Below are 14,096 nucleotides of genomic sequence, written 5' to 3'. Positions count from 1 at the left end.
GCACGCCGTCGGCGTTGCTCAGAACTTGTAGCGCAGCCCCAGCAGGTACTGGCGGCCGGTCTCGGTGTACTGCAGCGGCAGGCGACCGGTCAGCGGCGAGTACACCCACTCGTCGGACGCCTCGTTGGTCAGGTTGATGCCTTCCAGGCTCAGTTCCAGCTGGTCGCTGATCTTGTAGCGGATGGACGCATCGAACACCGTGGTACCGGTCATGCCGTGGTAGCCGTCGAGGTTGAAGCCGGTTTCCTGGCCTGGTGCCTGGGTCAGGTAGTCATCGCGGTTGGTGGCCGAGATGCGCCCCGCGAATTTCTCGCCTTCATAGAACAGCGTGGCATTCCACGACGACTTCGACAGGCCGGTCAGGTCGGTCTTCATCACCGGTTGCCCGGCCGCGTTGATGTACTGGATCTTCGATTCCACCCAGGTGTAGTTCAACTGCACGCCCAGGTTCGCCCACTTGCCTGGCAGGAAGGTGAAGGGCTGGGTGTAGTTGGCCTCCGCGCCGTGCAGTTCGCCGCCCGGGGTGTTGACCGGCTTGCTGTAGGTGAAGTCATCGCTGGCCGAGGCGCCGGTGCCGACCAGCAGCGAGGCCGGCAGGCCGCTGTCGCTGTACGGACGCACTTCGCGGGTGGTCTGCACGAAGCTCTCGATGTCCTTGTAGAACAGGCCGATGCCCGCCATTGCGCCTTCGGCGAAGTACCACTCGAAGCCGAGGTCGACATTGGTCGCACGGATCGGATCCAGCACCGGGTTGCCACTGGAGATGGTGCGTGCGCCACCGGCCACCGCCACCGTCGCGCCCGGCGTCAGGCTGCCCAGCCCCGGACGGCTCATCACCTTGGCCGCACCCAGGCGGATCAGGAAGTCCGGGGTGACTTCAGCCACCAGGTTGAACGAGGGCAGGGTGTCGTCGTAGGTGCGGCTGACCGTGGTTTCGACGGTGCCGTTGGCCAGCGTCGACTGCCCGGTGGACGACTGCTTGGTGCGCACGTAGCGCACGCCGAAGTTGCCCGACAGCGGCAGCGAGCCCAGTTCGGTGGAGAACTCACCCATCAGGTAGGCGCCACGGTCCTTCTCTTCAACGCTGCGCACGTTGTTGGCACGCGGGGCGACGGCGAAGGTGCCGCTGTTGCTGTAGATGTCCAGCTGTTCGGCGATCGCATCCAGGTCCGGCACGACCCAGTTCGACGGACTGCCGCTGATGCCCTTCAGTCCAGCCTGCTCGGTCAGGTTCACCGGCACGATCTTGCTGCCGCCGGCGAAGTTGGGCACGGCCAGTTCGCTGGCGCGGCGCAGTTCGACGGTCTTGAACGTGTAGTCCTTGGCCAGCACGCCGCCCTTCAGTCGGAAGCCCGGGCTGATGTTCCAATTGAAGTCGATCTGGCCGGTGTCGAAGTCGTTGTCCACATACTGCGGACGCAGGCGGATCTCGGCCAGTTCCCAGCCGTTGGGATTGGTCGGGTCGATGCCGTAGTTGAGCACGGGCGCACGGCTGTTGCCGCGGTAGTCGTAGCTGTAACCCTTGACGTCGTACTTGTCCATGATGACGGTGGTCTGCACCGGGTTCTCGTGCTTGGAGCGCGAGATGCCGAGCTTGCCGGACAGGGTGAAGTCATCGCCGAAGCGGTGCTGGCCGTTCAACGCGATCTGCTTGAACTCGGTGCTCCACTCGTCGTGGCGGTTCTCGGTGCGGATGTCGACGTTGTCGAATTCGCCGTAGAGCAGTGCGCTGTCGCGGATCTCACCATTCTTGACGATGGTGGTCGGCTTGCCCGACAGGCGCGCGCTCGCATTGGCGCCACGGCTGAAGGAGATCGCTTCGATGTAGTGCTCGTCGCGCGTCGCATCGATCTTCGAGTAGAGCGCATCCAGCGAGATCTCGGTGGCGTCGTTCGGCTTCCACTGCAGCGAACCGGTTACGCCGAGTCGCTTCTGTTCGTGTTCCATCTGCACGTAGCGCGGGAAGCGCGGATGGAACACGTTGGCGCCACGCGCGGCGGCGAACGGCGAGGACGCGGCGAAGTTGCCGTTGCTCGGGCCGTTGGCCCAGCGGCCGGTGTTGGAACCTTCCTCCAGCGCCTGGCGCTCGGAATAGGCAACCGACAGCAGTGCGCCGAAGGTGCCATCGGCGAAAGTGTTGGAGACCAGCGCGGCGATGCGCGGGTCGGCCTTCTCGGCCATCGCGTTGTAGCTGGCCTGGCCACTGGCGGCGAAGGTGAAGCCGTCGTAGTCGAACGGACGCGCGGTGCGCAGATCGACAGTGGCGCCCAGTGAGCCCTCCTCGACGTCGGCCGAGGCGGTCTTGCGCACCAGCAGCTGCGAGAACAGGTCCGAGGCGAACACGTTGAAGTCGAAGCCACGGCCACGGTTGGTGCCGCCGCTCTGGTCACCGGCACCGACAGTTGTCAGTGCTTCCATGCCGTTGATGCGCACGCGGGTGAATTCCGGGCCCAGGCCACGCACCGAGATGTTGCGGCCTTCGCCGGCCTCGCGGGTGATGACCACGCCCGGGATGCGCTGCAGCGACTCGGCCAGGTTCAGGTCGGGGAACTTGCCGATGTCCTCGGCAACGATGGCATCGACCACGCCGGCTTCGCCACGCTTGATGTCCAGCGCCTTCTCCACGCTGGCGCGGTAGCCGGTGACGGTGACCGTATCCAGGTCGGTGGCGTTCGGGTTGGCGCTCTGCTGCTGCGCGCTGGCGTTGCCTGCCAGGGCCAGCGCTACGGCCAACGCGAGCAAGGTAACCGGTGTCTTTTTTTCATGGTTCCGAGAATGCATGCCTTTCCCCTCTCCCAAAGGTCTGGTATCGCGGCTGTTTCAGCGTTATGACACCGCTGGTCAGGCCGGACGTTAACAGCACGTTCCCGATCCGGCATCTTGCACCGCAACAGATCTGAAATGTCTCCAAGACGCTTGCAGGACAATGCTTCCAACAGTTTGGTAGGCTTAGGGCAAGGCCGGGCGGGATTGAAATGACACCGCTAGCCAATTCCACGCCCCACGCGTGGTCCACTACCACGCCGTCAGTGTCACATGCGGGCGGCACGCGTGAAGGAGCAGAAATGGGTCGTATCGTGTGTTTCGGGGAACTGCTGCTGCGCCTGGGTGCGCCCGGTCGCGAGCTGCTGCTGCAGTCGCCGCAGTTGCAGGTGCACGTCGGCGGTGCCGAGGCGAACGTGGCTGTCTCGCTGTCCCGTTTTGGACATGACGTGGCCATGGTCAGCACCGTCGCCGGCAACGCGCTGGGCGCGCATGCATTGGCCGAACTGCGCCGGCATGGCGTCGATACGCGCGGCGTGCGCGAAGATGCCGACGGCCGCATGGGCCTGTATTTCCTGACCACCGGCGCGGTGCAACGGGCCAGCGAAGTGGTCTATGACCGTGCCGATTCCGCATTCGCCAACAGCACTGCCGCCGACTACCACTGGCCGACGCTGCTGCAGGGCGCGCAGTGGCTGCACCTGTCCGGGGTCAGCCCGGCACTGGGCCCGGACGTGGCGCAGGCCACGCTGGCCGCAGCGCGCGCCGCCCGTGCGCAGGGCGTGCGCGTGTCCTTCGACGGCAACTTCCGGCCGAAGCTGTGGCAGCGGTGGGGTGGCGACGCGCAGGTGATCCTGCACGAACTGTTCGCGCAGGCCGATATCGTCTTTGCCGATTACCGCGATATCGAAGTCATCCTCGGCCAGCGCTTCGAACAGGCCGACGTGGTCGCGCGCGTGGAAGCAGCAGCAGCAGCGGCATTCGACGCATTCCCGCAGCTGCAGTGGCTGGCCTGCACCCAGCGGCAGACGCTGAGCGTGGACCACCATGCGCTGGGCGCGTTGCTGCTGGGCCGCGATGGCACCCGTGCACAGGCACCGGTGCGCCAGCTGCAGGGCATCGTCGACCGCATCGGCGGCGGTGATGCCTTCGCGGCAGGCATCCTGCATGGCATCCTGTCCGCCTTCGATGCCGACGCCACCGTGCGCTTCGGCCTGGCCGCCGGGGGCCTGAAGCACTCCATTCCCGGCGATTTCAATCCCGTCAGCGAAGCTGATGTGTTGGCCCTGATGGGCGAGGAGCGATTCGATGTCCGGCGCTGATCCACGCGTTCGTGCGGTACTGAAACTGGCACCGGTGATTCCGGTGTTCACCCCCGATGACATCGACGATGCGGTGCAGGTCGCGCAGGCGCTGTTCCGTGGTGGCCTGCCGGTGATCGAGGTGACCCTGCGCACGCCCCGTGCGCTGGAAGCCATCAAGGCAATGGTCGAAGCCGTACCGGATGCGGTGATCGGTGCCGGCACCGTGCTCGATGCTGCACAGATGCAGGACGTGAAGGAAGTCGGCGGCCGCTTCGCGGTATCGCCCGGGGCGACGCCACGGCTGTACGCCGCCGCACGCGATGCCGATCTGCCCTACCTGCCGGGCGTGGCCACCGGTTCGGAGCTGATCGTCGGCCTGGAACATGGCCTGGATACCTTCAAGTTCTTCCCCGCGGTACAGGCCGGGGGTGCCGCGATGCTGTCGGCGTGGCACGGCCCGTTCGCTGATGTGCGCTTCTGTCCGACCGGCGGCATCAGTGCGCAGACCGCCAGCCAGTTCCTGCACCTGCCCAACGTGCTGTGCGTGGGCGGCTCCTGGCTGACCACCGCCGCGCTGATGCAGACCCGCGACTGGGACAGCGTCGAGCGCCTGGCGCGCGAAGCCGCAGTGCTGGCCAGCTGATTCCTTCGCCCCTGGTGGGGCCGGGCACAGACCCGGCGCTACCAGATCCCCTCAGGCGCGTGGCGTACCCAGCCGCCGATACAGGGTGCTGCGGTTGATCCCCAGCCGCTTGGCGGCCGCGCTGACGTTGCCCTGGCACTCGGCCAGCGCCTGGCGCATGGCCGCCTCGGCGATCTCCTCCAGCGCACCGCTGGCAGGCAGTGCTGGCGCGGGCACCGTGCCAGCACGCACGTCAGCTGGCAGCAGCTGCGGATGCACCGGTTGACCGGGCTCAGCCAGGGCGGCCAGCGTGCGCAGGCAGGCACTCAGCTGGCGCAGGTTGCCGGGCCAGGTATGGGCCAACAGTGCCGCGCGCGTCGGCGCAGACAACTCGTGGCCGCGCCCCAGTTGCTGCCACAAGGCATCCACCACGGCACCGCGATCAGGGTGTTGCCGCAACGGCGCCAGGGTGACCACGTGGTCGGCGATGCGGTAATACAGATCCGCACGGAAGCGGCCTGCGTCCACCGCCTGTGGCAGTTCGCAGTGGCTGGCGCAGACCAGCGCGAAATCCAGTTTCACCGGCTTGCCGCCACCCAGCGGTGACAGCTCGCGTTCCTGCAGCACGCGCAGCAGACGCGGTTGCAGCGCCAGCGGCATGTCGCCGATCTCATCGAGGAACAGCGTGCCGCCCTCGGCCTGCCGCAGCAGGCCTGGGCTGCCCTGGCGGCGCGCACCGGTGAAGGCACCGTCCTCGTAGCCGAACAGTTCTGCTTCGATCAGGCCTTCCGGCAACGCCGCGCAGTTCACCGCGACGAAGGGCTTTCCGGCACGCACGCTGCGTGCGTGCAGTTCGCGCGCGAAGACTTCCTTGCCGGTGCCGGTCTCGCCCTGCAGCAGCACGGGCAACGCGGCCTGCAGCACACGCCCGGCTGTCGCCAGCTGCTGTTGCTGCGCGCTATCGAACAGCGGCCCCTGCGCGCGGGCCGGCAACGGCGCGGTCGCCACCGGCGTGGCCACACTGCGTCGCGACGCACGTGCTTCGCGCACGCCGTACAAACGACGACCCTGGCGATCAAGCAGCACGCCGTCATCGGCCAGCCGCGACAGCGGTTGTTCAAACAGCGCCTCATAGGGCGTGCGGCCGATGTCCTGCCGATCGAGCCCGAACAGCGCCAGCCCGGCACGATTGGCCGCGATCAAGCGTCCGCCGCGGAAGCCGAGCACGCCTTCGCGCGCACTGCCGAGCAGCGCGGGTTGATGATGCAGGCGCAGCAGCTCGCAGTCGGCCAGGCCATCGGCAAAACCGCGATGCTCGATCTGTGCCACCGCCTGCCGCACCAGTGCCAGTGCATGCAGGTGCGGCAACCGCGCATCACCGGATACGTCGAGCACACCCAGGCACTGCCCATAGGGATCGAGGATCGGCACCGCTGAACAGGTGAGGATGCCGTGCGGCGCGAAGTAGTGTTCGCCGCCACGCACCTGCAGCGCGCGTCCGTCCACCAGCGCGGTGCCGATCGCGTTGGTGCCGACCGTGCCTTCGTCCCAGCGCATGCCCGGCATCAGCGCGACACGACCGGCCTTGTCGAGGAAACCGGTGCTGCCTTCGGCGTCGAGGATCCAGCCGTCCTCATCGGTCAGCAGCACGATGCTGCCGCTGTGGGTCATTTCCGCCGCCAATCCATCCAGCTCCGGGCGCGCCAGTCGCCACAGGCGCTCGCGGCGCTGGCGCAGTTCGCGCAGGCGGTGGTCGGTCAGCGGCTCGGCGCTCGGCTGCGCATCCACCAGCAGACCGTGCCGCTGGCAGCGCTGCCAGGAATGCAGGATCGCCTCGGGCACCGCGCCAACCGGAGCAGCGCCGCGCTCGAAGAAACTGCGCCGGGCACTGCCCAGGCGGGGATCGGGAGCAAGCGGGGACACCGACAGCCTCCTGTGTCGCACATTGCGACAGTTGTTGCGGGACCTGTCCCGATTAACAGCACACCCCGCGTCGGCCTGCAACGGCCGCACCTGCTGCACTGCCGCAGCCTGCGCGACACGAGGACCGATGGCCGGGCGATGAAGGCGTGATGCAGCGCAGCAGGCCAGGGTTGGCATCGTCCTTGCGCCTGTGCATGCACCACGCCCATCACAGGAGCCGCCATGAACGCCGTACCGTCCGCCCGCCCGCATGCCACCGATCCGCGCTCCCTGTTCAAGCCGCGCTATGGCAACTACATCGGTGGCGAATGGATCGCCCCGCGCAGCGGCCAGTACTTCGACAACATCTCGCCGGTGAACGGCCAGGTGTTCACTGAAGTGGCCCGCTCCAACGCCGAGGACATCGACGCCGCACTCGATGCCGCGCACGCCGCCAAGGACGCCTGGGGCCGCACATCAGCCGCACACCGTGCGCTGCTGCTCAACCGCATCGCCGATCGCATCGAGCAGAACCTGGAACTGCTGGCCCACGCCGAGACCTGGGACAACGGCAAGCCGATCCGCGAGACGCTCAACGCCGACGTGCCGCTGATGGCCGACCACTTCCGCTACTTCGCCGGTTGCCTGCGCGCGCAGGAAGGCAGCCTGTCGCAGATCGACGACGACACCGTGGCCTACCATTTCCACGAACCGCTGGGCGTGGTCGGGCAGATCATTCCGTGGAACTTCCCGCTGTTGATGGCGGCCTGGAAGCTGGCGCCGGCACTGGCCGCCGGCAACTGCGTGGTGCTCAAGCCGGCCGAGCAGACCCCGGCATCGATCCTGGTGCTGATGGAAGTGATCGGCGACCTGCTGCCGCCGGGCGTGCTCAACGTGGTCAACGGCTTCGGCCTGGAGGCGGGCAAGCCGCTGGCCAGCAGCCCGCGCATCGCCAAGATCGCCTTCACCGGGGAAACCTCCACCGGCCGCCTGATCATGCAGTACGCCAGCCAGAACCTGATTCCGGTGACGCTGGAACTGGGCGGTAAATCGCCGAACCTGTTCTTCGCCGACGTGATGGCCGAGGACGATGATTTCCTCGACAAGGCGGTTGAAGGCTTCGTCATGTTCGCCTTCAACCAGGGCGAGGTCTGCACCTGTCCGTCGCGCGCGCTGGTGCAGGAATCGATCTACGAACGCTTCATGGAACGCGTGCTGGAACGCGTGGCGGCGATCCGGCAGGGCAATCCGCTGGACCCGAACACCATGGTGGGTGCGCAGGCATCGGGCGAGCAGCTGGAGAAGATCCTGTCCTACATCGCCATCGGTCGCGAGGAAGGCGCCGAAGTGCTGATTGGTGGCGACAAGGCCGCGCTTGGCGGCGACCTGGCCGGCGGCTTCTATGTGCAGCCCACCGTGTTCAAGGGCCACAACGGCATGCGCGTGTTCCAGGAGGAAATCTTCGGGCCGGTGGTGTCGGTGACCACCTTCAAGACCGAAGAAGAAGCGCTGCAGATCGCCAACGACACGCTGTACGGGCTGGGGGCCGGCGTCTGGAGCCGCGATGCCGCGCGCCTGTACCGGGTGGGCCGCGCGATCCAGGCCGGGCGGGTATGGACCAACTGCTATCACGCCTACCCGGCACACGCCGCGTTCGGCGGCTACAAGCAGTCGGGTATCGGCCGCGAGAACCACCGGATGATGCTCGACCACTACCAGCAGACCAAGAACCTGCTGGTCAGCTACGCACCGAAGAAGCTCGGCTTCTTCTGAGGATTGATCGGGATCAAGGCGCGGGCATGGGGCCGGCGCCATCCTGTCTGCAAGCGCACTACGGAGAAGCACGCATGAATAGAACCATGAAGGCCGCCGTTGTCCGTGAGTTCGGCAAGCCGCTGGTCATCGAAGAAGTCGTGGTACCGCGCCCGGGGGCGGGCGAGGTGCTGGTCAAGATCGAGGCCTGTGGCGTCTGCCACACCGACCTGCACGCCGCCGAGGGCGACTGGCCGGTGAGACCGAACCCGCCGTTCATCCCCGGCCACGAGGGCGTGGGGCACGTCGTGGCCGTGGGAGGCGGGGTAGGGCACATCAAGGAAGGTGACAGGGTCGGCATCCCCTGGTTGTACTCGGCGTGTGGCCATTGCGAACACTGCCTGGGCGGCTGGGAAACGCTGTGCGAAACGCAGCGCAATACCGGCTACTCGGTCAACGGCGGCTTCGCCGAGTACGCACTGGCCGATGCCAACTATGTCGGCCTGCTTCCGAAGGAAGTGGGCTTCGTGGAGATCGCGCCAGTGCTGTGCGCGGGCGTCACCGTGTACAAGGGCCTGAAGGTCACCGACACCAAGCCCGGTGACTGGGTGGCGATCTCCGGCATCGGCGGCCTCGGCCACATGGCCGTGCAGTACGCCCGCGCGATGGGCCTGAACGTTGCAGCGGTGGACGTGGACGACGCCAAGCTGGCGCTGGCCAAGCGCCTGGGCGCGCAGGTCACCGTCAACGCGCGCACCACCGATCCGGCCGCGTTCCTGAAGAAGGAGATCGGCGGCGCGCATGGTGCGCTGGTCACCGCGGTTTCGCCCAAGGCGTTTGAACAGGCACTGGGGATGGTGCGGCGCGGCGGCACGGTCTCGCTCAACGGCCTGCCACCGGGCAACTTCCCGCTGGACATCTTCGGCATGGTGCTCAACGGCGTCACCGTGCGCGGTTCGATCGTCGGCACCCGCCTGGACCTGCAGGAATCGCTGCAGTTCGCCGCCGAAGGCAAGGTCGCCGCCACGGTCAGCACCGACCGCCTGGAGAACGTCAACGATGTGTTCGCGCGCATGCACGCGGGCACCATCGAAGGCCGCGTGGTGATCGACTTCGCTGCCTGACCCCCTGTGCATGGCCGCCGTGTCCGTTTCCCTCTCCCACGGGCACGGCGGCCATGCCGATCCACCCGCAGCGCCGGGCAGCCTGGCGGCCGTACAATGCGCGCATGCCCGGCACGCTCAAGACCATCTTTCTCTCGTTGCTCGCCCTGATCGGCGCGCTGCTCGCGCTGGCCCTGGTCAGCAGTGGCGCCGGCTGGCTGCCGTCGCTGCTGGGCCTGACGCCGGGAAGCGAGGCGCAGCTCGGCTGGGACCTGGCATTCACCGTGCTCGGCGGCATCGCCGCCATTGCCTTTGCCACCTACTACGCACCGTGCTGGCCGCGCGCGCATGGCACTTCGATCTGGTCGTTGCTGGTGCTTGGCGCGGGCTATGGCCTGTGGGTGATGGGGGGCGATTTCCCACAGTGGTTCGTCATCGGCCTGCTGGTTTCGCTGCCGGTGCAGTTGCTGGTCGGCTGGTGGTTCGGTCGTCGCGCATCGCGCGATCCGCGCTGAGCGGATACCGGTAGTGCCGGCCGCTGGCCGGCAACCTCGACAATCCTGCAGTTGCCGGCCAGCGGCCGGCACTACCGCTGCAACGTCGGCAGCGTCTGCTTCACCCGTTCGATGCCCTGCCACGGATCCGCTTTCAATCGCTTCGCCCGTGCCAACGCCTTGTCCATCGAAAACGCGTCGGCAGCACTCACCCGCGCCAGTTCCTCCCAGCGCAGCGGCACCGCCACGCCCGCGCTCTCGCGCGCACGCAGCGACCACGAACACACGCTTGTCGCACCGCGTGTATTGCGCAGCCAGTCGATGAAGATCACGCCGCTGCGCTTGGCCTTGCTCATTGTCGCCACATAGCGGTCCGGCGCCTGTTCGGCCATCGCCTGCGCGAAGGCTTCGCAGAACGCTTTCGCGTCCTCCCAGTCGGCCGCAGGTTGCAGTGGCACCACCACATGCACGCCCTTGCCGCCCGACAACCGCACGAAGCTCTGCAGCCCGGTCTCCTGCAATCGATCGCGCACATCACGCGCGCCGCGCTTCACGTCGGCCCAGCTCACGCCCTCACCCGGATCAAGATCGAACACCAGCCGGTCGGGATGCTCGGGGTCGGCCACCGTCGCCCCCCAGGGATGCAGCTCCAGGGTGTTCATCTGCACCAATTGCAGCAGCCCGCGTTCGTCATCGATATAGACGTAGTCCTCGCGCCCGCTCTTCTGCTGCAGCGGCACTGCATGCACGGCGTCGCCCAGGCCCTGGCCGTGGTGCTTCTGGAAGAAACAGGCCTTGCCCACGCCATCGGGACAGCGCAGCAGCGACAGCGGCCGTCCACTGATTTCCGGCAGGATCCAGCGCGCCATCTGCCGGTAGTAGTCGGCAACGTCACCCTTGCTGAGCTTCTTCTTCGCAAATACCACGCGCTCGGGATGGGTGATGGCCACGTCGTCGCCATCATCGGCCGGTGCTGCGCTCATCGCCAGGTCCTCCTTCTTCTTGTCACTGCGCAGTCGCTTGAAGCTGGCCTGGCGCAGCAACCCTTCCTTGCCCCAGCCGCGGAACGCGACCTCGGCCACCGTCACCGGCCTCACCCAGTGCACGCTGGCCGCACGGAACGGCACGTGCGCCGGCAGCTCCAGCACCGCTGCTTTCGCCGCCAGCGGCGCCAGCGTGGCCGACAGCGCGCGCAGACTCTCATCGTCGAAGCCGGTACCGACCCGACCGACATAGCGCAGGCCGCCCTTGTCCGGCGTGGCCAGCAGCAGCGAACCGAATCCCACCCGTGATCCCTTCGGTGCGGTGTGGCCGATGATCAGGAATTCATCGGTGTCCTCGTGCTTCACCTTCACCCAACTGCGTGCGCGGGTGTTCACATAGGGCGCGTCGATCTGCTTGCTGACGATGCCTTCGAAGCCCGCCTTGCCGCTGGCGTCGAACACCTCCGGGCCGTGGTCGACGACGTGTTCGCTGAAGGCCAGCGTGCCAACTGCATCGCCGATCAGTTCTTTCAGCAGTGCCTTGCGTTCCAGCAGCGGCGCGCGGCTGATATCGACCCCGGCCACGCCCGGCAGATCGAACACGATGTAGCGCAATGGTTGTTTCGAGCTGCCGTCGATGACCCGCTGCAGCGCGGCGAAGTCGCTGCGGCCGTTGTCATCCAGCACCACCAGTTCCCCATCCAGGCGCGCATCGCTTACCGGCAGCGCCTGTACGGCCTGCACCACCTCGGGAAAATCCGCCGTCCAGTCCAGGCCATTGCGCGAGCGCAGTTTCACCTCGCCCTCGTGCAGATCGGCCAGCAGCCGGTACCCATCCCACTTGATCTCGTGCAGCCAGCGCTCGCCGTCCGGTGCGCTGTCGCGATGATCGGTGAGCTGTGGTTTGAACTGACGCGGGTAGTCCTTGTCACGCGCGCCGTCCAGCTTCAGCGCGCGCGCATGCCAGCGTGCATCGGCCTTGCGTGGGTGTGCGGTACGCGGCGCTGGAGGCGCCTTCTTCGTCGAGGCGCGGGCCGCCTTCGCAGATTTGGTTGCCGGCGCGTGCAGCAGATCATCCGCTTCGGCATCCCGCGCCTGCTCGTCGTCGCGCTTGATCAGCAGCCACTGCACCTGGCGGCCCTTCAGCGCCGTGCGCACCAGCTTCCAGCCACCGGCCAGACGCTGCCCATGCAGCACGAAGTCGATCTTGCCGGCCGCCAGTGCCTGCAGCGGATCGCCTTCGCAGGCCCAGCTGCCGTGGTCGAATACATCAACATGCCCGGCGCCGTAGTGTCCTTCCGGAATATCACCTTCGAAGCCGGCATAGGACAGTGGGTGGTCTTCCACCTCCACCGCCAGGCGCTTCTCACCCACCCGCAGCGACGGCCCCTTCGGCACCGCCCAGCTCTTCAGCACGCCATCCATTTCCAGGCGGAAATCGTAGTGTCGGCTGCTGGCGTGGTGCAGTTGAACCACGAAGATCGGCCGTTGCTTCGGGTTACCCCGTGCGGGCGCTTCATCCGGCTCGGGCGTCTGCCCGCTGCCTCCGCCCAGTCGACGCTTGCGCCGGTACTGATGCAACGACATGGCTCAACCTGCCTTGCGTCGCGCGGCGGTCTTCTTTGCAGCCTTCTTCGCAGGGGCCTTTTTTGCCGGTGCCTTCTTCGCCGCTGTCTTCCTGGCCGGTGCCTTGCGCGCTGCTGCCTTCTTTGCCGGCGTGCGCTTGTTGGCATCCAGGCTCTTCTGCAGCAATGCCATGAAGTCCACCACGTTGGTGCTCGCGTCCTCGCGCGGTGCCGGCTCGTCCTCCACCTTGGTGGTGCCACCCTTGGACTTGATGCGCTTGTTCAGCACCAGCTGCAGGCGCTCGCGGAATTCGTCGTGGTACTGCGCAGGATCCCAGTCGCCGGACATCGACTCGATCAGCTGCTCGGCCATCGCCGTTTCCTTGCTGGTGATGCGGTAATCGGCGAGCTTTCCACTGGGCAGCTTGTAGTCGTCAGGCTCGACCAGTTCCTGTGGATAACGCAGGATCATCAGCACCAGTGCGTCGTCATTGGGCATCACCGCGCACAGGTACTCGCGCGTGCGCACCACCACCCGTGCGATACCGACCTTGCCAGTGCTGCGCAGCGTTTCCCGCAGCAGCACGTAACCTTTCTCGGCCTTTTTCCCGGGCACCAGCAGATAGGGTTTTTCGTAGTAGCGTGGATCGATCTGCGTGGCGTCGACGAAGGTCTCCACCTCCACCGTTTCATGGCTCTCCGGCGCCGCCGAACGGATATCGTCTTCCTCCAGCACAACGTAGCTGCCCTTGTCGTACTCGAAGGCTTTGACGATGTCCTTCCACGGCACTTCTTCGCCGGTATCGGCGTTGACCCGTTCGAAGCGGATCGGTTTGCGGTCGCGCGAGTCCAGCATGCGGAAGTGCAGGTCGACCTTGCGCTCACCGGACATCAACGAGACCGGTACGTTGAGCAGGCCGAAGGAAAGCGTACCGGTCCAGATCGGGCGGGCCATGATGCGCACCTGGGTTTCAGCAGGGATAGCCAGCTTCAGCCGGCCACCGTGAAACGCTCGTGTCGGCAACGTGCACGCCGTGCGGGTAGTGCCGGCCGCTTGCCGGCATCCCACGCATCATCCAGCGGCCGGCACTACTGCAGCAGCGGCCTCACCGCGGCGGCAGGGATGTGGTCCAGCGCGCGCCAGGCATCTTCCACCACCGGCTGCGCCTGGGCCCAGTTCAGGCGCGACTGTCCGCGCATCTGGTCCCAGTGCTCGGCCAGTTCGCCACAGGTATCGGCGCCACCGCCACGCGGCCAGTCGGCGGCGTGCGTGGTCAGCGCGAAGGCATACACCGGGCACAGGTCGCGCCAGTTGCGATGCCCCTGTGCGCGGCGTTCTTCGTAGTCGCTCAGCATGTACTGCAGATAATCCTGCGCCACCGCCTGCGGATCCTCGACACGGCGGGTCCGGCGCTGCGCGCTGCGCTGGCCCAACGGATCCAGCAGGGCGTTGAACACGGACGGGGCGGGGCGTTCAAGACGGGGCATGGCCGGCTCCTGCAGCAGGGCGGGTGGGCAGGAATACGCGCGGTGCCGTTATCCAGTCGTGACAAAGATGTTCATGACGCCAGGTTCGCAGCGGCTTTACCTCGTCCGCGCTGTAGTGGA

The 14,096-nt window shown here is 66.8% G+C and carries 10 protein-coding genes; 5 read left to right on the top strand and 5 right to left on the bottom strand.

Annotated elements, in window-relative coordinates; translation table 11 throughout:
- Positions 1-18: 18 nt before the first annotated feature.
- Complete coding sequence (locus QOL57_RS19695) at positions 19-2,781, bottom strand: TonB-dependent receptor (RefSeq protein ID WP_089241873.1); 2,763 nt, start codon at positions 2,779-2,781, stop codon at positions 19-21.
- A gap of 284 nt (positions 2,782-3,065) precedes the next feature.
- On the opposite strand from QOL57_RS19695, the gene QOL57_RS19690 reads away from it, so the two are divergent.
- Positions 3,066-4,085, top strand: a complete 1,020-nt coding sequence (locus QOL57_RS19690) for a sugar kinase (protein ID WP_089241875.1) — start codon at positions 3,066-3,068, stop codon at positions 4,083-4,085.
- Positions 4,072-4,710 (top strand): bifunctional 4-hydroxy-2-oxoglutarate aldolase/2-dehydro-3-deoxy-phosphogluconate aldolase, encoded by a 639-nt coding sequence (eda, locus tag QOL57_RS19685; RefSeq protein ID WP_089241877.1) that lies wholly within the window; start codon positions 4,072-4,074, stop codon positions 4,708-4,710. Before QOL57_RS19690 ends, eda begins: the two co-directional genes overlap by 14 nt.
- A 51-nt stretch (positions 4,711-4,761) precedes the next feature.
- On the opposite strand, the gene QOL57_RS19680 is transcribed toward eda, so the two are convergent.
- Entirely contained in the window at positions 4,762-6,612 is a 1,851-nt protein-coding gene (locus QOL57_RS19680) for a sigma-54-dependent Fis family transcriptional regulator (RefSeq protein ID WP_244900860.1), read from the bottom strand.
- A gap of 222 nt (positions 6,613-6,834) precedes the next feature.
- Between QOL57_RS19680 and adh the strand changes: the two genes are divergently transcribed.
- From adh to QOL57_RS19665, 3 genes are all read left to right on the top strand, one after another.
- A complete protein-coding gene (gene adh, locus QOL57_RS19675; protein ID WP_089241881.1) occupies positions 6,835-8,364 on the top strand; it encodes an aldehyde dehydrogenase in 1,530 nt (509 codons plus the stop codon).
- 74 nt (positions 8,365-8,438) lie between these two features.
- The gene (gene adhP, locus QOL57_RS19670) at positions 8,439-9,467 is read left to right on the top strand and encodes an alcohol dehydrogenase AdhP (RefSeq protein ID WP_089241883.1); all 1,029 of its coding nucleotides are present in this window, start codon (positions 8,439-8,441) and stop codon (positions 9,465-9,467) included.
- A gap of 104 nt (positions 9,468-9,571) precedes the next feature.
- Positions 9,572-9,961: a hypothetical protein gene (locus QOL57_RS19665; RefSeq protein ID WP_089242044.1), complete on the top strand. Its 390-nt coding sequence runs from the start codon at positions 9,572-9,574 to the stop codon at positions 9,959-9,961.
- Positions 9,962-10,032: 71 nt separating this feature from the next.
- Here QOL57_RS19665 and ligD read toward each other — a convergent pair whose 3' ends face one another.
- From ligD to QOL57_RS19650, 3 genes are all read right to left on the bottom strand, one after another.
- Positions 10,033-12,510: a DNA ligase D gene (gene ligD / locus QOL57_RS19660; protein ID WP_089241885.1), complete on the bottom strand. Its 2,478-nt coding sequence runs from the start codon at positions 12,508-12,510 to the stop codon at positions 10,033-10,035.
- Positions 12,511-12,513: 3 nt separating this feature from the next.
- A complete protein-coding gene (locus tag QOL57_RS19655; RefSeq protein WP_089242046.1) occupies positions 12,514-13,443 on the bottom strand; it encodes a Ku protein in 930 nt (309 codons plus the stop codon).
- Positions 13,444-13,577: 134 nt separating this feature from the next.
- Positions 13,578-13,976, bottom strand: coding sequence for a hypothetical protein (locus QOL57_RS19650; RefSeq protein WP_089241887.1), 399 nt, complete (start codon positions 13,974-13,976; stop codon positions 13,578-13,580).
- Positions 13,977-14,096 lie beyond the last annotated feature (120 nt).

It is taken from the genome of Stenotrophomonas sp. yr243, assembly GCF_900184195.1.
Lineage (GTDB): Bacteria > Pseudomonadota > Gammaproteobacteria > Xanthomonadales > Xanthomonadaceae > Stenotrophomonas > Stenotrophomonas lactitubi.
Note: the sequence above shows the minus strand (reverse complement) of the source record. Positions and strands in the feature narration are given on the sequence as shown.

Coding starts and splice junctions, on each gene's coding strand:
- QOL57_RS19695 (WP_089241873.1), bottom strand. CDS start 2,781: ATGCATTCTCGGAACCATGAAAAAAAGACACCGGTTACCTTGCTCGCG.
- adh (WP_089241881.1), top strand. CDS start 6,835: ATGAACGCCGTACCGTCCGCCCGCCCGCATGCCACCGATCCGCGCTCC.
- QOL57_RS19665 (WP_089242044.1), top strand. CDS start 9,572: ATGCCCGGCACGCTCAAGACCATCTTTCTCTCGTTGCTCGCCCTGATC.
- eda (WP_089241877.1), top strand. CDS start 4,072: ATGTCCGGCGCTGATCCACGCGTTCGTGCGGTACTGAAACTGGCACCG.
- QOL57_RS19690 (WP_089241875.1), top strand. CDS start 3,066: ATGGGTCGTATCGTGTGTTTCGGGGAACTGCTGCTGCGCCTGGGTGCG.
- QOL57_RS19650 (WP_089241887.1), bottom strand. CDS start 13,976: ATGCCCCGTCTTGAACGCCCCGCCCCGTCCGTGTTCAACGCCCTGCTG.
- QOL57_RS19655 (WP_089242046.1), bottom strand. CDS start 13,443: ATGGCCCGCCCGATCTGGACCGGTACGCTTTCCTTCGGCCTGCTCAAC.
- adhP (WP_089241883.1), top strand. CDS start 8,439: ATGAATAGAACCATGAAGGCCGCCGTTGTCCGTGAGTTCGGCAAGCCG.
- ligD (WP_089241885.1), bottom strand. CDS start 12,510: ATGTCGTTGCATCAGTACCGGCGCAAGCGTCGACTGGGCGGAGGCAGC.